This is a genomic window from Metabacillus sp. 113a (genome assembly GCF_050107635.1).
GTDB lineage: Bacteria > Bacillota > Bacilli > Bacillales > Bacillaceae > Metabacillus_B.
The window spans coordinates 50,817-72,297 of the sequence record NZ_JBNILJ010000007.1 but is presented as its reverse complement, the minus strand read 5'-3'; the positions used below and the strand labels follow the sequence as shown (position 1 = coordinate 72,297).

General features: G+C 46.0%; 17 protein-coding genes. 10 read left to right on the top strand and 7 right to left on the bottom strand.

What is annotated here, in order from left to right; genetic code table 11:
* The first annotated feature begins 10 nt into the window (after window positions 1-10).
* The 6 genes from ACQCVE_RS12405 to ACQCVE_RS12380 all read left to right on the top strand — a co-directional run bounded on the left by ACQCVE_RS12405 (window position 11) and on the right by ACQCVE_RS12380 (window position 7,870).
* Window positions 11-1,177: a DEAD/DEAH box helicase gene (locus tag ACQCVE_RS12405; RefSeq protein WP_426844742.1), complete on the top strand. Its 1,167-nt coding sequence runs from the start codon at window positions 11-13 to the stop codon at window positions 1,175-1,177.
* Window positions 1,178-1,426: 249 nt separating this feature from the next.
* Complete coding sequence (locus ACQCVE_RS12400) at window positions 1,427-3,592, top strand: DNA topoisomerase III (protein WP_426863009.1); 2,166 nt, start codon at window positions 1,427-1,429, stop codon at window positions 3,590-3,592.
* A gap of 118 nt (window positions 3,593-3,710) precedes the next feature.
* Window positions 3,711-5,609, top strand: coding sequence for an ABC-F family ATP-binding cassette domain-containing protein (locus ACQCVE_RS12395; protein ID WP_426863008.1), 1,899 nt, complete (start codon window positions 3,711-3,713; stop codon window positions 5,607-5,609).
* A 163-nt stretch (window positions 5,610-5,772) separates the two neighbouring features.
* Window positions 5,773-6,432, top strand: coding sequence for a cobalamin B12-binding domain-containing protein (locus ACQCVE_RS12390; RefSeq protein ID WP_426844739.1), 660 nt, complete (start codon window positions 5,773-5,775; stop codon window positions 6,430-6,432).
* Window positions 6,422-7,174, top strand: coding sequence for an STAS domain-containing protein (locus ACQCVE_RS12385; RefSeq protein WP_426844738.1), 753 nt, complete (start codon window positions 6,422-6,424; stop codon window positions 7,172-7,174). Before ACQCVE_RS12390 ends, ACQCVE_RS12385 begins: the two co-directional genes overlap by 11 nt.
* Before the next feature lie 231 nt (window positions 7,175-7,405).
* On the top strand, window positions 7,406-7,870 hold the full coding sequence (locus tag ACQCVE_RS12380) for a DinB family protein (protein WP_426863035.1): 465 nt from the start codon (window positions 7,406-7,408) through the stop codon (window positions 7,868-7,870).
* Between the two features lie 79 nt (window positions 7,871-7,949).
* Here ACQCVE_RS12380 and ACQCVE_RS12375 read toward each other — a convergent pair whose 3' ends face one another.
* Window positions 7,950-8,438, bottom strand: a complete 489-nt coding sequence (locus ACQCVE_RS12375) for a hypothetical protein (protein ID WP_426844737.1) — start codon at window positions 8,436-8,438, stop codon at window positions 7,950-7,952.
* Between the two features lie 141 nt (window positions 8,439-8,579).
* Between ACQCVE_RS12375 and ACQCVE_RS12370 the strand changes: the two genes are divergently transcribed.
* Complete coding sequence (locus ACQCVE_RS12370) at window positions 8,580-10,097, top strand: cryptochrome/photolyase family protein (protein WP_426863007.1); 1,518 nt, start codon at window positions 8,580-8,582, stop codon at window positions 10,095-10,097.
* A 64-nt stretch (window positions 10,098-10,161) separates the two neighbouring features.
* On the opposite strand, the gene ACQCVE_RS12365 is transcribed toward ACQCVE_RS12370, so the two are convergent.
* Complete coding sequence (locus ACQCVE_RS12365) at window positions 10,162-11,718, bottom strand: ABC-F family ATP-binding cassette domain-containing protein (protein WP_426863006.1); 1,557 nt, start codon at window positions 11,716-11,718, stop codon at window positions 10,162-10,164.
* 432 nt (window positions 11,719-12,150) lie between these two features.
* Here ACQCVE_RS12365 and ACQCVE_RS12360 point away from each other — a divergent pair, with 432 nt between their 5' ends.
* Window positions 12,151-12,885: a 5-formyltetrahydrofolate cyclo-ligase gene (locus ACQCVE_RS12360; protein ID WP_426844734.1), complete on the top strand. Its 735-nt coding sequence runs from the start codon at window positions 12,151-12,153 to the stop codon at window positions 12,883-12,885.
* A 23-nt stretch (window positions 12,886-12,908) separates the two neighbouring features.
* Here ACQCVE_RS12360 and ACQCVE_RS12355 read toward each other — a convergent pair whose 3' ends face one another.
* Window positions 12,909-13,934: an NADP-dependent oxidoreductase gene (locus ACQCVE_RS12355; RefSeq protein ID WP_426844733.1), complete on the bottom strand. Its 1,026-nt coding sequence runs from the start codon at window positions 13,932-13,934 to the stop codon at window positions 12,909-12,911.
* Window positions 13,935-14,089: 155 nt separating this feature from the next.
* On the opposite strand from ACQCVE_RS12355, the gene ACQCVE_RS12350 reads away from it, so the two are divergent.
* Complete coding sequence (locus ACQCVE_RS12350) at window positions 14,090-15,046, top strand: NAD(P)/FAD-dependent oxidoreductase (protein WP_426863034.1); 957 nt, start codon at window positions 14,090-14,092, stop codon at window positions 15,044-15,046.
* Between the two features lie 611 nt (window positions 15,047-15,657).
* Here ACQCVE_RS12350 and ACQCVE_RS12345 read toward each other — a convergent pair.
* Window positions 15,658-17,115 (bottom strand): aldehyde dehydrogenase family protein, encoded by a 1,458-nt coding sequence (locus tag ACQCVE_RS12345; RefSeq protein ID WP_426844732.1) that lies wholly within the window; start codon window positions 17,113-17,115, stop codon window positions 15,658-15,660.
* Window positions 17,116-17,281: 166 nt separating this feature from the next.
* Here ACQCVE_RS12345 and ACQCVE_RS12340 point away from each other — a divergent pair, with 166 nt between their 5' ends.
* A complete protein-coding gene (locus ACQCVE_RS12340; RefSeq protein WP_426844731.1) occupies window positions 17,282-18,388 on the top strand; it encodes a nitric oxide synthase oxygenase in 1,107 nt (368 codons plus the stop codon).
* Between the two features lie 450 nt (window positions 18,389-18,838).
* Here ACQCVE_RS12340 and ACQCVE_RS12335 read toward each other — a convergent pair whose 3' ends face one another.
* The 3 genes from ACQCVE_RS12335 to ACQCVE_RS12325 all read right to left on the bottom strand — a co-directional run bounded on the left by ACQCVE_RS12335 (window position 18,839) and on the right by ACQCVE_RS12325 (window position 21,454).
* Complete coding sequence (locus ACQCVE_RS12335) at window positions 18,839-20,134, bottom strand: O-antigen ligase family protein (protein ID WP_426863005.1); 1,296 nt, start codon at window positions 20,132-20,134, stop codon at window positions 18,839-18,841.
* Between the two features lie 476 nt (window positions 20,135-20,610).
* The gene (yccX, locus tag ACQCVE_RS12330; RefSeq protein WP_426844729.1) at window positions 20,611-20,880 is read right to left on the bottom strand and encodes an acylphosphatase; all 270 of its coding nucleotides are present in this window, start codon (window positions 20,878-20,880) and stop codon (window positions 20,611-20,613) included.
* A gap of 13 nt (window positions 20,881-20,893) precedes the next feature.
* Window positions 20,894-21,454 (bottom strand): thioredoxin family protein, encoded by a 561-nt coding sequence (locus tag ACQCVE_RS12325; RefSeq protein WP_426844728.1) that lies wholly within the window; start codon window positions 21,452-21,454, stop codon window positions 20,894-20,896.
* Window positions 21,455-21,481: the final 27 nt, after the last annotated feature.

Genomic DNA, 21,481 nt, shown 5'->3' with positions numbered 1-21,481 from the left:
TGTTGAAGGAATGTCCCAAGCATCGTATATACAAACATTCCAGCAGTTTATACAGGAAGCGTGGAAGCATTCTGCTTTTCCTGCTCCTACAACCGTTCAAGCACAATCGGCTGAGCCGATTATGGAAAATAAAGATGTTCTGGCAAAATCTCCGACCGGCAGCGGCAAAACACTGGCGTATCTCCTCCCCGTTTTGGAGAGGCTGAACCCGGAAGGCAAGCAGCCCCAGGCTGTTATACTGGCCTCCTCTCATGAGCTCGTCATGCAGATTCATGCCGTTATCCAGGAATGGATTAAAGGAAGCGAATTAAGAACCGCCTCTTTTATTGGAGGTGCAAATCCGAAGCGTCAGCTTGAGAAGCTGAAAAAGAATCCTCACATCATTACAGGTACACCCGGCAAGGTGCATGAGCTGATAAAAATGAAGAAACTTAAAATGCACGAAGTAAAAACGATTGTTTTGGATGAGGGGGATCAGCTTCTTGTGCCGGAGCATATGAAGATCATCGAGGAGATCATTAAAAGCACTCAGCGGGACCGCCAGCTGCTGCTGTTCTCGGCTACTCTTTCGACGAAAACCGAGGAGCTTGCCGGAGCGATGATGAAGGAACCGGTGAAAATCAATATAGCCCGGGAAGAAGCCATCAAATCAGAGGTGCGCCACCTTTATATTGTCAGTGAACAGCGCGACAAGCTGAAAGCTCTGGAAAAAATCATGAGAGCTGCCCCGGTTAAGACGCTTGCTTTTATGAAGGACATCGGGAGCGTAAATGTGGCAGCCGAAAAACTGGCCTACAATCGCATGCCGGTAAGCATCCTGCACAGCGAAAGCGGGAAAACGGATCGGGAAGCCGCCTTGAAGAAGTTCAGGAAAGGTGACACGCCTTTGCTGATTGCAACAGACGTCGCAGCAAGAGGGCTGGACATCCAAAATCTTGAACAAGTCATCCACCTGGACTTCCCGGAAGACATCGACCAATTTGTACACCGTTCCGGCCGTACAGGCAGACTTGGGTCATCCGCGAGCGGAACCGTCATCTCTCTTGTGACAGAAAGAGAAGAGCGTGAACTTAAACAATACGCGGGCAAGCTCGGTCTTAAGCTTGAGCCGAACGTTCTATACGGCGGAAATATCCTTAGCGAAGAAGAACGAAGAAGGAATGGAAGAAAGAGATAGTATTGGAATGAGGACCCTTTGCAGGGGTCTTTTTTCTTTATTGAGGTTTTATTGGCGGATGGGAGAACTTCCATTAAGAGTAACGGATATGCGAAGGCGGATTATAACGTCCGGTGGATTACGGGCCAGGCCCCCATTTCTTGCACCCTCCCCATTTTCTGATAAACTGTAAGAAGGTTATTTTCGCGCGGAATGATGCGATTTATATAAAGAAAGGCAACGATTCATGCTGCCTGAAAGGATGTTAAAATGAGTAAAACAGTGGTATTAGCTGAGAAGCCGTCTGTAGCGAGGGATATTGCACGTGTACTGAAGGCGGAACGGAAAGGGAATGGATTCTTGGAGGGCGGCCAGTATATTGTGACTTGGGCGCTTGGACATTTGGTGACGCTTGCGGATCCGGAAGCGTATGATCAAAAATATAAGTCGTGGGATTTACATGAGCTGCCGATTATGCCGGAACAATTAAAGCTGACCGTAATTAAGCAAAGCAGCAAGCAATATCATGCGGTAAAGTCCCTTTTAACACGCGGTGATGTGAAGGAAATCGTGATTGCAACTGATGCCGGCCGTGAGGGGGAGCTCGTGGCGCGCTGGATCCTTGAAAAAGCGAAGGTGAATAAACCGCTGAAGCGCCTGTGGATCTCATCCGTCACAGACCAGGCAATCCGTCAGGGATTTAAAAACCTAAAGGACGGAAAAGAGTATGAGTACCTTTATCATTCAGCTGTTGCACGTTCTGAAGCGGATTGGTTTGTAGGAATCAATGCCACACGTGCGCTGACAACAAAGTTTAATGCCCAGCTTTCCTGCGGGCGGGTTCAGACACCCACCCTTGCAATGATTGCAAAGCGTGAAGAAGAGATCAGCCAGTTTCAGCCCAAAATCTTTTACGGTCTATTAGCTTCAGGCATGGAAGGGCTGAAATTGACATGGCGGCATAAAAAAACGAATGAAAATAGACTGTTTGATAAAATACAGGCCGACCGCCTTCTGCAGCAGCTCCAAAATAAACAGGCTGTTATTCAAGAGGTTAAACGGACAAAGAAAAAAAGCTTTGCACCTCCGCTGTACGATTTAACCGAGCTTCAGAGGGATGCCTATACACGGTTTGAATACTCTGCCAAGCAGACGCTTTCCATTATGCAAAAGCTGTATGAGCAGCATAAAGCCGTTACGTATCCCCGAACCGATTCAAGGTATTTGTCATCCGATATGGTTTCAACCCTTCAAGACAGGGTGAAAGCATGTGAGGTGAAACCGTACGCACCATATGCAGCGGCAATTTTAAGAAAAGGAATCAAGGCAGGCAAATCGTTTGTGGACGATGCCAAGGTTTCCGACCACCATGCCATCATTCCGACTGAAGAGACACCGCTCTTATCTTCACTTACCAGCCAGGAGCGAAACATATACGATTTGATTGTAAGGCGGTTCCTTGCTGTTCTGTCCGATCCGTATGAATATGAGCAAACCTCCATCCTGGCCGATATCGGCGGAGAAGAGTTTGCCGCAAAAGGAAACAGGGTCCTTGCTATGGGCTGGAAAGAAGCAGCGGGAAAAGATTCGGACGCAGAATCCGTTTCAGATGTCCCGCTTGTTAAAGAGGGCGACCGCTTTGAACCGAAGCTGACTCAAACGACCGGAGAAACAAAGCCGCCTGAACGGTTTAATGAAGGAACCCTTTTATCAGCGATGGAAAATCCGGCGAAATTTATGGCCGGTGAAAACAAGGAACTGATCAAAACGATAGGGGAAACCGGGGGTCTCGGAACAGTAGCTACCCGTGCAGATATAATAGAAAAGCTCTTTAGCTCATTTGTCATCGAGAAACGCGGGAAGAACCTTGCCGTTACATCTAAAGGGAAGCAGCTGCTCGGATTAGTGCCGGAAGAGCTTAAGTCGCCGGTACTCACGGCCGAGTGGGAGCAAAAGCTTGCTGCGATTGCTAAAGGGAAGCTTCCGAAAGACCGGTTTATTACAGAGATGAAAACGTACGCCGGTAAAGTCGTGACCGATATAAAAAACAGCGGCCAAAAATTCAAGCATGATAATGTGACAGGAACGAAATGTCCGGATTGCGGCAAGCTGATGCTTGAAGTAAAAGGGAAAAAGGGGAAAATGCTCGTATGCCAGGACCGCGAATGCGGGAACAGGAAGAACATTTCAAAGACGACCAACGCCCGCTGTCCTAAATGCCATAAACGGCTGGAGCTGCGGGGCGAAGGGGAAGGCCAAATGTTTATGTGTGTATGCGGCCACCGTGAGAAGCTTTCGGCTTTCAACGAAAGGAAACAGAAGGAAAAAAATCATAAAGTATCCAAAAAAGAAGTTGCAAATTATATGAAAAAACAGGATGATGAGTTTTCCAATAATGCATTAGCAGACGCCCTGGCGAAGCTGAAACTGAAATAAAAACTTTACCGTGCCGGCTGACAGCCGGAGTGCATAAGAGCTTCCGGATAATAAGGCTGATGGGGAATCAGCAGATGGATTAAAAAGGATTCCAATAAAAACTAAAGGTTGATCGGATATGAGCATGTTATCAGTTGAAAATCTTTATAAGACATATGGAGAAAAGGTGCTGTTTGACCACCTTTCTTTTTCCATTTCAGAAAAGCAGAGAATTGGTCTGATTGGAGTAAACGGTACTGGAAAATCGACGCTTCTCAAATACCTGGCGGGGTTGGAAACCGCTGAATCCGGTACCATGCTCCATGCCAATCAGTTTCATATCGAATATTTGCCCCAAACGCCGGAGCTGAATGAAGAGCTAAGCGTTCTGGATCAGATTTATCAGGGGGACGCGGCGATCATGAAGGGGATGAGGGACTATGAAAAAGCTCTCGTGCTGCTTGAAAGCCATCCCGAAAACGAAGCTTATCAGTCTGAACTGATGAAAGTGCAGCAAACAGTGGATGGGCTAAATGCGTGGGATGCGATCACCACAGCTAAAACCGTCCTGACCCGATTGGGGATTTCCGATTATTCACGAAAAATCAAAGAGCTGTCTGGCGGGCAAAAAAAGCGGGTTGCGATTGCAAAGGCATTGATCCAGCCAGCCAATCTGCTTATTCTTGATGAGCCCACTAACCATCTTGACCAGGATACCATTGAATGGCTGGAAGCATTCCTCGGTCAATATAAAGGGTCATTTATCGTCGTGACGCATGACCGGTATTTTCTCAACCGCGTGACGAGCCAAATATTTGAGCTGGATAAAGGGAAGCTCTTTATATATGAAGGAAACTATGAAATGTTTTTGGAAAAAAAGGCTGAGCGGGAAGAACAGGAAGCGCAGAGTGAACAAAAGCATCAAAACACCCTCAGACGCGAGCTTGCCTGGCTTCGAAGAGGAGCGAAAGCAAGAACGACGAAGCAAAAGGCACGCGTCCAGCGGGTAGAGGAAATGAAAGGCCAGAAGTTTGATACATCCAGGCATGACCTTCAATTTGCTCTTGGAAGCACCAGACTCGGCAAGAAAGTCATCGAGCTTACGGATGTAAGCAAAAGCTTCGGAGATCAGCGGCTTGTCCGGGATTTCAGCTATCTCGTCGTACCGGGGGACAGACTCGGCCTAATCGGACCAAACGGAACCGGAAAGACCACCCTTTTAAATATGCTGGCCGGAAAAATAAAGCCGGACAGCGGGATGATTGAAACGGGGGAAACCGTAAAGATCGGTTATTATACACAGGATCATTCAGACATGGATGAAAACCTGCGGATGATTGATTACATTAAGGAAACAGCGGAAATTGTTCATACGGCAGATGGGACGGCTATTACAGCAGAGCAAATGCTGGAACGTTTCTTATTTCCGAGGTCCATGCAGTACACATATATCCGCAAGCTTTCCGGGGGAGAGCGGAGACGCCTGTATCTTTTGACGGTCCTGATGCAGGAGCCGAACGTTTTATTCCTGGATGAGCCGACGAATGACCTGGATACCCAGACACTTGGAGTTCTCGAGGAGTATTTAGATCATTTTCCCGGAGTCGTCATCACCGTATCCCATGACAGGTATTTTCTTGACCGCGTCATTGACCAGCTGTTTGTATTTAAAGGACAAGGAGAAATTGAAAAGTTTTTTGGAAACTATTCAGAATACATGGAAGAACGAAAGCAGCAGCCAGCCGTAAAAAAAGAGGCAAAGCCATCTGAGCCCGTACATTCTGCTAAAACTTCCCGGAAAAAGCTTTCCTATAAAGAGCAGCAGGAGTGGGACGGGCTTGAAGATCAGATTGCGGAACTCGAAGAGAAGCTTTCAGACATCCGGAAGAGCATTGATCAAGCAGGCAGTGATTTCGGCAAAATACAAAAGCTGATGGAAGAGCAAAAATCCGCGGAGGAGAAGCTGGAATATTCTATGGACCGCTGGACGGAGCTGTCCCTGATTCTGGAGGAAATCGAGCAATCCAAATCCAATTAAACCATCATAATCTCTTTGCCAAAAGGTATACATTCAGTTTTTTCTATATAAATGGTATCATCTTATAAAGACGTTGATATATTTACCAGCCTCTTTTATTCGTGCAATTGAAGAAAAGATGGTAGGGTAGGAGACAGAGAATCTACCAGCAAGGGGTGAGACGATGAAAACTCCTGAAAAAATGGCTTACAGACTTCTTGAGGGAGACCATGAAGCTGTATGGGAAATGGTCCAGCACCAAATGGACGCAGGGACTTCCACTCTTGATCTATTCGAGAAATTCTTTACCAATGCAATGCGTCATGTAGGGGTGCTTTGGGAAAATAACGAAGTTACAGTTGCAGATGAGCATTTGGCTACATCTACATGCGATTATATATTATCGAAATATCAGCACTACATGAGAGAAAAAAAACCAAAATCAGATGAACAGTCCAAGGCACTGTTTTTATGTGTACAGGAGGAGGACCATTTTATTGGTTTGAAAATGGTCCATATTCTTTTTGAAGAAAATGGATGGGACACGAAGTTTTTAGGTCCTAATCTTCCTCTGGAATATGCGCTTTCGGCTGCAGAAAAATGGGAACCGGATGTGATCGGAATCTCTTTCAGTCTGAACTACAGGGTCGGGCTTCTTAAAGAATACATTCACAGACTGGAATCCATCCGCACAAAGCCTGCGGTTTTACTTGGCGGACGGCTCCTGGCTACTCATGATTTCACTCAGTACGGTTCTGAAAGGACAAAGTTCATCCCTTCATTAACAATGCTGTCAGAATGGTTCCAGTTGGAACACGCTGGAGGAAAACGAGTTGTCAAATAGCAGTCATTTGCCTATAGTCTACTTTAAAATAAACCGCCAGCTTGAGATCCTTGACTTCTCTCATGAAGCAAGGAATCTTTTTTCGTTCAAAGAAGGCACCTTGTTCCTGGACCTTGCTGACGATGGAAGCCGTGTAAAAGCAGAAAAATTGTTAACGGGCTACGGGAAGAAGGAGGCGGAGGTCGCTCTTCAAACCTTGCGTGAGCCGGTAGCAACGTTCAGGCTCTCGGTTAATTGGGTCGACGGAGAAGGCCACATCATTTGCCACCCGCAGGACCTTCATATGAAGGAACTTGTTTCAAAAGTGAGCGAACAGCAAAAGCGGCTCGCGGAAACGGATATGGAGCTGCTGTTTCAAAAGGAAGCATTAGAAAAATCGCTGGATAAAATCACCGAGCTCTCCGGTCCTGCCATCACATTGTCGCCCAAGCTGGTGCTGATCCCGCTGTTTGGGAATCTGGAGGCGGACTTAATCATAAGAAACCGGTCAAGGCTGCTGAACAATCTTTTTGAAGAGGATTTCGAACATGCCATTCTTGATTTTCACGGGATCGGTTCACTTACTGAAAACGGAATAAAAGAACTGGGAAAGCTCTTTGCGGAATTCAGACTGATGGGGGTTGAACCTGTATTTACCGGGTTGACGCCTGCCCACGTAAAAGCAATGAATCAATCCGGAGAGGAACTGGACGCTCCATCTGTCAGTACTCTTCCGAAGGCGATTAAAACCTATCTTGTATAATATACACCTATTGATGGGAATGGAAGCTTTGTCCAGATTTTATGAAACCCGATGGATGATTAAGGTGCAAATGAATAAGCCAAAAAGCAGTCCCATTCAAAACAGAAGAGGACTGCTTTTTTAACATTCTGAAACATGTACTATTCATTGCAGATGAGCTTGATGAAGAGATTCAGCCAGCTGCGGCTGACCTATAGGGTTTTGATGAAATTCAGTGGAGGGGCAACGGGAGTGAATTGTAAAAGTGTATTGCATCAAACTGAATTTGCTGTCCATTCAATTACTGAAATCCTAGGAAAATTGCATGAAGAAGATCTGCATAAGAGACCTACCGCAGGCAAGCAATCAATAGGAGAATTGCTGGAGCACATAGCTGTAATTTGTGAAGCCGACTGGCATATTTCCAATGAAGCAACAGAAGAGGAGATGAAACGGTTCTATTCTGGGGTATCGTATAAAACGTTGAATTTGATAAAAGAAGGTTTAACTGCGAATTTTAAAGCATTAAAAAATAATTATATGAATCTGTCCGATGAAGAACTTTTAGCGGAAACGACTGCGTATTGGGGTTTGACTTATACGAGATATGAATGGCTATTAGAGATAGCCGCACACGTTTATCACCATAGGGGACAATTGCATGCTATGCTTGTTCACTGTTGTGATCTAGACCCTGAAATCTCAATGTTTGAATAAGATAAAGAATATGAAGTAAGTGAGGAGGAATCCAGTTTCGCTGCATCTGTGATTTCAGTTTAACCAATGGTTTTTGCGTTTACTGGATTTCTTCCCACTCCAGCTCAATATTGTACATAGAAGCTGTTTTTTCAAGCTCAGATTCAAATTTTTCAGCCAGCATGGCCGATTCCTCAAGATAGGAACTGAACTTTTTATCCATTTCCGCCTGATCTTCTTGATCTGGTTTCCCGTAAGCGCGGTCAAGCACCATGGATTCATAATAATTCCTTAATGAATCTGTATATATGGCATGGAGCGTCTGAAGCTGTTCTGTTTGTGGACGATAGGCTTCGGCCGTTTTAAGAAAATCCGGGTAGCGGCTGAGCGTTTTGTCTAGAATCTCCAAATATTCCTTCTTTGTGGTCGTTTCATCCGAATAAGCTTCCTCATAATCTTTGATGATTTCAAACTCCTCGGTGTTCCACTTTGTAACTAAATCCATATAAGCTTCAATTTCTTTTTGTTCAGAGCTGCAAGCCGTTAAGAATACGAGCATTGCAGCCAGAAGAAAAGCGATCTTATCCAATTGCTGCACCCCCTCGGCTGTTTTATTTTAATAGGTGTGAGCAAATGAGTAAAGAAAAATTTTTCCTTCCCTCCAATATGCTTATTTCCGTTTCAAAGCTCCTTCAAGCAGGAATGGGGTTGAAGACAGGAGGGACAATCTATGAAAACAATCTGGATATTTGGCCACCAGCTGACGCCGGAGATGGAGGGTATTAAACAGATGAATCCTGAGGAGGACATCATCTTAATGATTGAAGCAGACTCGCGCAGTCAATGGCAAAACTACCACAAACAGAAGCTTGTTCTTCTTTTTTCTGCGATGAGGCATTTTGCGGAGGAGCTCCGCGATAAAGGCTATAAGGTGGATTATCGGGAATCTGAATCCTTTGAAAAGGGCTGGGAAGAGCATAAAAGTCAGCATGAACCGGATGAGGTAATTATTCATCTCCCTGCCGATCATCGGATGAGAAAAATACTGAAAAAGTGGAAAAACGATCAGAAGACTGACGTTGCCTTTTTAGAAGAGGAAGCTCTTTTTTTAACAAAGGAGAAGGACTGGGACAGCTTGCTCGATCGTGAAAAGGAGTGGAGGCTGGATCCCATATACCGCGAGCTCAGGAAACGGTTTAACGTATTGATGGACGGTGATAATCCTGAGGGCGGGAAATGGAGCTATGACCAGGAAAATCGCAAGCCTCCGAAAAAAGGACTGAATTTTAAAAAGCCTAAATCCACCAGGCAGGATCAAATCACAAAAGATGTGATCCGAAAAGTGGAAGATACCTATAAAGACCATTTTGGAACACTTGATGGATTTGACTGGCCTGTCACCAGAAAAAAGGCAGAAGAGGCATTCGAGCATTTTGTAAAATATAGACTTAAGACATTTGGAGACTATCAGGATGCAATGTTGGAAGATGATCCGTTTATGTCCCATTCTCTGATATCAGGCTCTCTTAATATCGGACTCCTTCAGCCGATGAAAGTGATCGAACGTGCAGAAAAGGCCTTCCGTGATGGGGATGCGCCGCTTGCCGCTGTGGAAGGGTTTATCAGACAGGTTCTTGGCTGGCGGGAATACATGCGGGCTGTCTATTTGAAAAAAATGCCCGGCTATGAAAAGGGTAACGCCCTGCGGCACCAGCTTCCGCTGCCTGAGTTTTATTGGGATGGGGAGACAAACATGAATTGCGTCCATCAATCTGTAAAAAGCATACAGAATAATGGCTACAGCCACCATATTCAGAGGCTGATGGTTCTTGGGAACTTTGCAAATCTTGCAGGAATAAAACCAAAGCAGGTTTCGGACTGGTTCAATGAGGTATACATTGACGCATATGACTGGGTAGTCCTGCCGAACGTTCTCGGAATGGCCCTTTACGCAGACGATGGATTAATTTCTACAAAGCCTTATGTTTCGTCAGGAAACTACATCAATAAGATGAGTGATTACTGCGGAAGCTGCCGCTATAGCGTTAAAAAGAAATCCGGGGAGGATGCCTGCCCGTTCAATTCCCTTTACTATGACTTTCTGAGCCGGCATGAGGAAAAGCTTTCTGGCAATATGCGGATGAAATTTAACTATAAAAATCTCGGGAAATTGGACGAGGAAGAAAAAGAGCAGATTTTAAACAGAGCACGCGATGTGAAAAAAATGATGAAAAAGGGAGAATTATAAAAGGAGACCGGACAGGGTCTCCTTTATATTAGGTAGTTTCATTGAGCCTGTAGCTTGCACGACATTAAAACACCTTTGTGGTCCAGTCTTCACAATTCCATACTTCTGTCGCCAGCCCTTGATAGAATTCAGGCTCATGAGAAATCATCAAAATGCTTCCTTTGTATGCGTTCAGAGCCCGTTTCAGCTCTTCCTTAGCATCGATGTCCAAATGATTGGTCGGCTCATCCAGTACGAGCAGGTTGCTTTCATTATTCATCAGCTTGCAGAAGCGTACCTTCGCTTTCTCTCCTCCGCTTAGCACTTCAATCTTGCTTTCGATGTGTTTAGTAGTAAGCCCGCATTTTGCCAGGGCGGCACGAACCTCTGCCTGGTTAAGGGAAGGGAATTCATTCCACACTTCCTCTATACACGTATTGTAATTGCTCGTCTTGATCTCCTGCTCGAAGTAGCCGATTTGAAGGTAATCCCCGCGCTCCACTTCGCCGCCAATCGGTTTAATTTCACCTAATATGCTGCGGAGCAAGGTGGTTTTCCCGATTCCGTTTGCTCCGACAAGGGCAATCTTCTGGCCCCGTTCCATTCTCAATTTCAGAGGCCTTGAGAGAGGCTCGTTATACCCGATCACTAAATCCTTCGTTTCAAAAATGACCCTGCCCGCGGCACGGGATTCTTTGAAATGAAATTGAGGCTTTGGCTTTTCGGCAGCGAGTTCGATGACATCCATTTTATCAAGCTTCTTCTGGCGGGACATTGCCATATTCCTTGTAGAAACACGTGCCTTGTTGCGGGCGACAAAGTCCTTGAGATCCGCAATTTCAGCCTGCTGCTTTTTAAAGGCGGATTCCAGCTGCTGTTTTTTTACTTCATAGACTTTTTGGAAATTCTCATAATCGCCGACATAGCGGTTCAATTCCTGGTTTTCCATATGATAAATCAAATTGATTACACTATTTAAAAAGGGAATGTCATGAGATATTAGAATAAAGGCATTCTCGTATTCCTGAAGATACCGCTTCAGCCACTCAATGTGCTGCTCATCCAGGTAGTTTGTAGGCTCATCCAATAAGAGAATGTCCGGTTTTTCTAATAAAAGCTTGGCGAGCAGGACCTTTGTCCGCTGTCCGCCGCTCAGATCCTGAACATTTCGCTCAAGCCCGATATCGGTCAGTCCGAGACCGCGTGCGACCTCTTCAACTTTTGAATCAATGATGTAGAAATCATTGTTCGTTAACGTATCCTGAAGAACACCTACCTCCTCAAGAAGCTTTTCCAGCTCTTCCGGAGAGGCGCTGCCCATCTTATCATAGATGCTGTTCATTTCAGCCTCTATATCAAACAAGTACTGGAATGCGCCCTGCAGCACTTTACGCATTGTCTGTCCGTTCTCCAGGTTTGTGTGCTGATCAAGATATCCGACTCGCACTTTTTTTGACCATTCGACTTTGCCCTCATCCGGTTCGAGCTTTCCGGTAATAATATTCATGAAGGTGGACTTTCCTTCCCCGTTAGCACCGATCAATCCGATATGTTCACCCTTTAGCAGCCGGAAGGATACATCATTGAAGATAGCCCGGTCGCCAAAACCATGGCTGAGGTTTTTTACTGATAATACACTCATCGCATACACCTTTTCCTTTTATATTAAGCTCTGTTAAACTCAGCTGTTGATTGCAGTTAGCAGGCATTCGCTAATATAAGGGCGGTGAGCCTCCCCGCCGTTTTGCGCCTGCGGGGTCTGACCTTTCCCGCTGCTCCTAGCACGGAGTCTCATGCCTTCCACTCCAATCAACAGGTGTTAAACAAAGCCTTAAATTCAGTGGATTCTATTTTTTTACTCTCCCTCCGATTATAACGAAACCTCATGATATGCGAAAGGGAGAGGCGGAAGGAAAAAAAGATAGAATTTGGGGAAAAACAAAGCAGAATCCCGGCACTATTTGATTATTTCCCGGGAAAAATTGCCCGGAGGAAAGAAATTTAGCGGACTGGGCCTGGCTCATCCCGAATAAGAGCGATTTCTGAAAAAATCCAGATTAGGAGATGCGTAACAATGACAAAGAAAAATGAAATACGGGAAAAAGTATGGAATAGGCTGGAGGATGAAAAACTCGGCCGGTTCCCGTTTCCGCTTAAAGGAAGAATTCCAAACTTTAAGGGGGCTGAACAAGCTGCATCCTTTGTCATCGAAATGAAGGAATATAAAGATGCAAAAACAGTCAAGGTCAACCCTGATGCTCCCCAGCTGCCGCTAAGGGCGCAGGTGCTGAAGGACGGGAAAATTCTTCTCGTCCCAACCCCGAGATTGAAAGCAGGTTTCATCCAGGTAAAGCCGGAATGGGTGCCTGCCGGAGAGGAAAGGAGAGCTGCAAGCCTGAGTCATATAAAAGAATACGGCCAGCTTCTTCCCCTATCCGAATTGCCGCCCATTGACCTGATTGTGGTTGGTTCGGTTGCGATGACGCAGGACGGCAGGCGTCTTGGCAAAGGAGAGGGATATGCCGACAGGGAATATGCAATCATCCGGGAGCTGGGCAATCGGGAAGTTCCCGTCATCACCACCGTCCACAGCAGACAGATAGTGGAGGATCCTATTCCGGTTGAAGAATTTGACTTGACCGCAGACTGGATCGCCACAGAATCAGGTATAAGCAAGACGGGTTCAACTGTGGCGAAGCCAACGGGAATCGTTTGGAGCAGAGTAACGCAAGCGGAAATGGAAGCGATGCCGGTGCTCGGGGAAATAAAGAATTTGACCGCCACAGTTAAAAAACCCCCTTTAGCATGAATGCGTAAAGGGGGTTGGACGAATTATAGGTTTGCGTAAAGCGGGTCCGCGACCTTAACCAGCTGTTTACCTAGATTGGAGCCTTTAAATAACCCAAGAAATGCCTCGGGAATATTTTCAAATCCTTCTACAATGGTTTCCTCGTATTTCAGGCTTCCATTTTGAACCCATGCTCCAAGCTGACGTGAGCCTTCTTCAAACCGGTCAGAATAATCTCCTACAACAAAGCCTTTCATCAGCGCACTTGACCTGATCAGCTTCGTTTGAACCCGGGGGCCCAAATCTTCGCCTGCTTTATTGTAAGAAGAAATGGCTCCGCAAATCGGCACGCGGGCAAATTTATTCAGCTGGCTGTAGACAGCATCCGAAATTTCACCGCCGACGTTATCAAAATACACATCAATTCCATGCGGGCAAGCTTTTTCAAGTGCCTGCTCGACATGATCGGTTTTGTAGTTGATGGTTTCATCAAAGCCGAGTTCTTTCAGGTATTGCGTTTTCTCATCTGTACCCGCAATTCCTACCACTCGTGCTCCTTTAATTTTTGCAATTTGTCCAACAATGGAACCGACTGCCCCTGCTGCACCGGATACAACAACAGTCTCGCCTTCCTGAGGCTGGCCGATGTGAAGCAGACCGAAGTATGCTGTAAGACCCGGCATGCCGAGCACTCCCAGGGCAGTTGTAACAGGAGCGATATCAGGGTCGATTTTACGAATAGCCTTAGCCGGTACAGCTGAATACTCCTGCCAGCCCAGCATTCCGACTACGGTATCGCCGCGGCTGAAGCCGTCTGCCTTGGACTGAACCACTTCACCGACAGCGCCGCCATGAATGACCTCATTTAAAGGGAATGGTTCAACATACGATTTCGTATCCTGCATACGGCCTCTCATGTATGGATCCACCGATAAGTACAGGGTGCGGATCAGGACTTCACCCTGGTTTGGTTCCGGCACGCTTGCCTCTGTAAATCGAAACGTATCCTTGTCAGGCATTCCATTCGGACGCTGAGCTAGCTCAATTTGTTTTTGAGTGGTTGTTTCCATGTCTCATTCCTCCTTAAAATATGCTTCTACTATTTCTACCCTATCATCATGCGCTTACTTCTTCAAAGAATACACCTTTTCGGAGCCTATTCAATTTGGCCGCTCCGGGCTTTTAACGGTAAAGTGGAAGCAGGGAGGGATGACGTTTGAGAATCGTGATTATTGGAGCAGGGCTGTCTGGGCTGGCGGCTGCAAAGGTGTTAAAAGAACAAGGATTTTCTGATGTTTTGCTGCTGGACAAGGGACGGAGTGCAGGCGGGCGGCTTGCTACGAGAAGAATCGGAAAAGGCAGGGCAGATCATGGGGCCCAATTTTTCACGGTCCGTACAGAGGCTTTGAAGGAAGAGGCCGCCCTATGGCTTGAGCAAGGCTGGATTAAAAAGTGGTTCGGGGACCCATATCCAAGATACACAGGGGTTGAAGGGATGAACAGTCTCGCCAAAAAGCTCGCAGAACAATTCGATGTGAAAACCGAAACAAAGGTAATCCGTATTCAGGAAGCTGAAAATGGGTATGTGCTGGTTACTGAGGAAGGCGGGAAAATCCGGTCAGAAGCATTGATTATGACCACTCCTGCGCCGCAGGCTATCGAGCTGCTGGAGGAAAGCGGGATGGATTCTGGAGACAGGTTAAAAAGCATTAAATTTAATCCAAGCTTTGTAGCGCTGGTAACCTTAAAGGAATCACTTATTATAGGAGACGAAGGCCATATTGACCAAAGCCTTCCGGATGGACTGGAAAGAATAGCGGATCATTCACTTAAAGGAATTTCTGCTGAGCCGATTGCCAGTATTTATATGACTGGGGAGTGGTCCCGTAACTGGTACGACCAGCCTTCAGAAGAGGTGATAGCAGAGATCCTTAAACGGGCGGAACCCTTCGTCCATCCTGAGAACATTGCAGCGGTTCAGCTGAAGAGGTGGAGATTTGCGGAAGCGGTTCGCCCCATTTACCAGCCTTTTATCGAGCTTGAAAACAAGCATCCTTTGCTGATTGCCGGAGATGCTTTTCTGCACCAAGATGACCCGGCTGGAAGAACAAGGTTTGAAAGCGCATTTCTTTCAGGAAAAGCGGCTGCTGAAGCGCTGGCTGAACGGTTAAAGAAGCTTTAAGAGGCTGATTTAACAAGTGCGCCTCGGATGCTTCCGGGTTTCGGTCAGCAGCCGGGGCGCTGTTTCTCAGCGGTGGCGGCTTCGACCTGAGGTATGAGAGGGGGAGGCGCTACGAAATGCGTTGCTTGGTGCCTCCGACCCCCGTTGCGGTAAAGCATTAGGGGCCGGAGGCAGAAAAGAATGATCCTTACTCCCCCAACGCTTCTGCTGTTTTGGTGACAGAGGATGGCTAGTTAACATAATTGGGGACGGAGGAATCCTCCGTCCCCGATTTTTCTTCTTTTCGGGGACAGAGAGGATACTCTGGAATCTCTTATACGGCAAGGCTTTGCTCTGAACGGGGACGGAGGTTTAGTGCTTTAGCAGAGTGGGGGCCGGAGGCAGTTTTGCTTCCGCCATCAGTGGAAAGCGCCCGGGCACACCCTGCCTGCCAGCCCTGCCAGCCGATCAGACCCTAAATAAGACAGAAAATAAAAATGTGCTCTAAGCTAATAGCTTAGAGCACATTTACTGGGTAAAGGGGATGGATTGGCTATAATGCATTCCCCGTGTAGAAGTCATGCATCGCTTTCCTCATCCGGTAAGGTTAGGGAATCAAGCGGCTCGGTTGATCAGAATGGAAATTCTCTTGGTTTTTCCATGACCCCGATCCATTTAACCGTCGTGAATTTCTCAATCGCCCATTCGCCGCCAAAACGGCCGATGCCGGAGTGCTTTTCGCCTCCGAAGGCAACATGGGCTTCATCATTTACAGATTGGTCGTTCACGTGAATCATACCGGTTTCAATTTCTTTTGCAACTTGCACACCGCGGTGCAGGTCACCTGAGAAAACAGAACCGCTTAAGCCATATGGAGAGTTATTGGCAATCTCGATAGCTTCGGCTTCGTCTTTTGCTCTAAGTAGCGGTGCGACAGGGCCAAAAATTTCATTTTTAGCAATCGGCATATCACTTGTTACTTCTCCGAGAACGATTGGGTGAAGAACATTTCCATTTGTTTTTCCGGAAACAAGCGTCTTCGCTCCCATCTCAATGCTTTTTTCGACATCCTTCTGTATGCGTACCAATGCTTCCTCGTTTATTAATGGTCCAACAGCTGTTTTTGCTTCTTCGGGATTTCCTGCAGCAAGCTTTTTGGCTTTCTCTGCAAATTTTTCCGCGAATTCATCATAAATCTCTTCTACCGCAATGATCCGGTTAAGAGCCATACATATTTGCCCTTGATGAAGGAATTTCCCGAAAATTGCTGCGTCCACCGCCTGATCAAGATCGGCATCCTCCAATACAACCATTACGTTGTTTCCGCCCAGTTCAAGAGCAGTTTCCTTCAAGCCCTTCCCTGCGAGCTCAGCAATGTGCTGCCCAACCTCGGTTGAACCTGTAAAGGAAATTACTTTAGGAATCGGATGAAGGACAAATTCATCACCAATTTCAGAGCCCCTGCCCGCAACCACATTCAAAACGCCTTTTGGAAGCTCTGCTTTTTCAAATAAATCAGCAAGCAAAAATCCGGAGGTAACAAGAGTATCCGAAGATGGCTTCAAAACAACCGTATTTCCTGCAGCAAGAGCGGGCGCCACAGATCTCATAGCCAGATGCAGCGGGAAATTCCACGGTCCGATTACACCTACAACACCTTTAGGTGAGCGGTAGACCCTGTTCTCTTTTCCGGGGATATTAGAAGGAAGGATTTTGCCTTCCATCCGGTACGGGAAGCTTGCGGATTCCTTCACGATATTTAATGTTGCAGACCATTCAGCCTCTGCTTTTACCCGAGTACTGCCTGACTCTTTTATAAGCCAGTCAATAATTTCCTCTTTGCGGTCATTCAGCTGCTGTGCGACCTTCTCAAGAACTGCACGACGTTCCCCCGGCAGGGTTGCAGCCCAATCCTTCTGGGCATCTTTTGCAGCTGTATAGGCCCGGTCGAGGTCATTCTTATCAGCTGAACGAATTTCAAGAAGAAGGTCTCCAGTATATGGATTTTGATTTTGGATTGTTTTTTCGCTGGATCCCTCAACCCATTCACCGTTTATATAATGTTTTGTATAGGTAATCTGATTACTCATGGTTCGAAAGCCTCCTTTTTAGTTACACTCTCGAAATTACCCGATATGCGGAGAGGTAAAACGGGTGAATGCTCCGTCCTCTAAGGTTTATGGATGATTTTTCCTGATTGTTCTGTTGGACATTGTGAATCATTTCTACTATTGTTAAAGTGGTTAAAAGTCTAGTATGACTTATAGGAGGACAGCTGTGACAGAAGCAAATGACCTGTTCCTGAAGGCAAAGGAATTCATTTATAACAGTTATAACGAACTGGAGAAACAAGATAAAATTGAGAATCGGCTGATCAGTATAAAAGAAGAAATTGTGAAAACGGGAGAGTATGAACACACTGAGGAAGAACTGGAATATGGAGCGAGGATGGCATGGCGAAACAGTAACCGCTGCATAGGCCGGCTGTTTTGGCAATCCCTCCATGTTATAGATGAGCGCAGCCTTGAGACAGAGGAGCAAGTGGCAGAAGCACTCTTCCGCCATATCGAATATGCTTCCAACGGCGGTAAAATCAGACCTGTCATCACCATCTTCAAGCAAAAAATAAAGGAGCATGACAGAATCCGAATCTGGAATCATCAGCTGATCCGCTATGCAGGATATGAAAAGGCAGGCGGGAGAATCGGAGACCCGGCCTCCATTCCATTTACAAAGGTTTGCCAAAAGCTCGGCTGGGAAGGGAAGGAAACAGATTTTGAGGTTCTTCCGCTAGTCATCTCCGCAGGCGGAGGGAAACCAAAAATGTTCTCCATCCCGGAATCACTAATTATGGAAGTTCCCATACGGCACCCCGAAATTCCGGCGATTGAAGATCTGTATTTGAAATGGTACGGGGTTCCAATCATATCGGATATGAGCCTTGAAATTGGAGGGATTGTATATGGAGCCGCTCCTTTTAACGGCTGGTATATGGGAACAGAAATCGGAGCCAGAAACCTGGCAGATGAGGGACGGTACAATATGCTGCCGAAAGTGGCATCGATAATGGGGCTCAGCACAGAGCTTAATTCTACACTTTGGAAAGACCGGGCTCTCGTTGAACTCAATGCAGCTGTGCTGCACTCCTTTAAAGAAGCAGGCGTCAGCATCGTTGATCACCACACAGCCGCTTCGCAGTTTAAAAGGTTCGAGGAGAGAGAGGAGAGCAGCGGCAGAGAAGTAACAGGGGACTGGACCTGGCTCATCCCGCCTGTATCTCCGGCAACAACACATATTTTTCATAAAAACTACAACAATGAAATTAAAACACCAAACTACTTTTACCAAAAAAGCCCTTATTAATAGAAAAGCGGAGGCGCCTTGCTCAGCCCCGACAAGCATAAGAATCTTCACCGAAGAAAGGTGTTTTTCCTTTCGCAGGGGAAGAGGCTTATGACCTCGAGGGGCTAGGCGCCGGAGCTGGACAAAAAGAAAAGCGGAGGCGCCTTGCGGAGGAAGTTCTGCTAAAGACGCGGCGTCCTGCCGCAACGCAGAACTGACCTGCCTCCTGCAGGCCTCCGAAGAAAGGTGTTTTTCCTTTCGCAGGGGAAGAGGCTTATGACCTCGAGGGGCTAGGCGCCGGAGCTGGACAAAAAGAAAAGCAGAGGCGCCTTGCGAAGGAAGTTCTGCTAAAGACGCGGCGTCCTGCCGCAGCGCAGAACTGACCTGCCTGCAGAGTATGGCCCTCTTACTCGTGTTATTAAAGCCTGAAGGAACTAAAAAAACTTGCCGACTTAGAGCGGCAAGCTTTTTTTAATATTTGCTTTTATTCTTCTGGGTCTTCGATACGTTGTGTGAATTATCGGTCTGCAGGCTGATTCGCAGATATGCCCGTTTGATGTAGGCAACCGATTTCTGCAGAACATGAACCGGCTCTGTGTAGCGGTCCCAGCTTGCCAGAAGAATGACGGCAATGAGTGCCGTTTGTGGTGAAACGAGCGGATGATCCAGGATTCCGGTAAGGAAAATAATCGGAATGGAAATCATAAATAGGTTTAATAGCTGTTTTCTTTTAGATTCCATAAAATACAGGCAGCAAAATTTAAAGGCAATTCCGGCAGCCAGCAGCAGGAATGCTAAGCCTCCAATGGTGCCGTATTCGGCAAAAAAGGCCAGAAACATATTATGGGCATGCGGTACACCTTTCCCTGATAGCTCAAGGTAGGAGTCATAGAATCCAAGAGGTGTTGTCCCAAAATAAGTGTTATCCTTCCAGATGCTTAAACTGTTCAGCCATATTTCTTTTCTGGCCAGAGCAGAGTGGTCGATTACTTCAGTCCGGGGAATGAGGGCAATCAGCTGATCTCTCACTGCGAAAAGCATTCCTAAACAGGTTATTCCAAGCTTTGGGTTAAGTTTAATGACCAAAAACAAAGTCATAATAAACATCGTTGCAACTCCGGAACGTGAGCCTGTTTGGAAGATCGCTGCAGCAATGACGAGAATTAATGGAATTTGATAAAGGAGCAGCTGATGTTCCTTGTTTTTCATATGGCCGAGCATGCTGGTGATCACGAAAGCAAAGGTCAGCAACAGCAGGAAGGCGGTGAAATTCGGATTGTACGCACTTCCGAACAGCCTGGCTTCACTGTTATCTGCCGAGCCGCCAATAAACTGGGTTCCGGTTAAAAAGGCGAGCAGACCGTTTACCGGGTGTTCCTTTAGCATAAGACCCGACAGGAATAAATAGAACCCGCCTGCAATTACGATTCGTTTATATCGCTGAAACGACGCCAGCGTTAAGGTTTCTTTAATATATAGATACAATCCTAAATATCCGGCAATCAGTGCAACAATCAGCAAATAAGTTCCATTTTGCTGAACGATGCTCGCTCCCGCTGATGAAACAAGGAGGCAGAGGAAAAAGAATGAAGTCAGATTCAGTGTAAAAGGAGCTCTCCTGTACACAACGTGATTCAAGTGATTCCAGCCAATAACAACAAGCCATAAAATTCCGACCGGCGGGAGAAGGAAGCAAAGCCCAACGCCAATCTCTAAATGGTAAGCTTTAATCCATGCTAATAGATTCTCTAATTTTAATTTGATCATGAGTCTCCTCTTTCTTACCTTGCCTCAATCGTTCAGGCATAAGGTGAAGAATTGCATTTACATGAATAAGAACTAAAAATTCCCAATAACAGTTAATTTTTAATCTTATTTCCTAATATATATCTTTAAATCCTGCGAACGAAACCCCTTCAGCCAATTCTTAACCAAATCTCAACAAAAAATACATGAAAACCTTACAGTTTTTTTACAGAGCATCAGCTGAATCCATTCATAATTTACAAAAATGAAATCAACTTTAACACTTTACTGTTTTTTCGGCTCCTAGTCAACAGCATGCTGCCCGGCTTCTTAATAAATCCAACCCGATAGTAATTACCCTGTGCAGGAGATTAGTAAACACATGCACCTATTTCATCCTACACATTTTTCGAAAATGAAGGAAGGGTATAATTCCTTATTATTCCAAATAAAGACTGGTCTGCTATCATGTATAGGATAGCAGACCAGTCTTTCGTCTAGTATTTAATATCAAATGCGCTGAACGCTTCTTCCGTTTCGTATTCAATCTGCTCAATCTCTTCTACCTTCGCCAGCGGACTCCCTTTTTCCATTTCACCAATGAATGCTTCCACTTGCTGGTTTTCGCCGGCTGCCACAATTTCAACGGAACCATTGTCCATGTTTTTGGCCCAGCCTTTAATATTCCTTTGAATAGCCTTCGTCTGTGCATAATACCTGAAACCGACTCCTTGAACATGACCATGCACCAGCAGTTTCGTTTTCACGGATACCGCCTCCTTATTGAATGCGATTCTTTATGGTTTCAATGACATCATTTTTAACGTCTGCCCAAAATTCAGTGTCAGAAGTAAAACGCCTGGATACATTTTCAGCGAAGACAGCGAATAATTCTTTAAATTCCGGAGCTTCTTTGTCCGGAAGGTATTGCTTTTGTTCATCTACCCAATTCTGGACAGTTTCCGTACGCGGTCCCCATCTTGCTGTCTCTTCTCCATTTTCATTAATCAAAATAACGATTGGGATAGAGCGGGCTGTCCCGTTTGTTAAATAGTGATCCATAAGCTCCAGATTATCGTCCCTGTTCAGGTAGCGTGTTTCAATAAGTGCCTCTCCGGAAAGCCTCATGAGAATCGGCAAGTTCATCATCGCATCGCCGCACCAGTCAGCTGTCAGTATAATTGCACGAAGGTTTTCCTGTTGAAGAGTCTGCAGAAACACTCGGTCTTCTTCTTTCATTTGAAAGCTGTTGTAGATATGAAGCAGGTTTTCCTTATGCACACTCATTCTTTGAATATAGGCTTCTTTCGTTAAGCCTTTCTTAAACCATTCGTTTAGCATAATGAACAGCCTCCCGTATATCTTCTC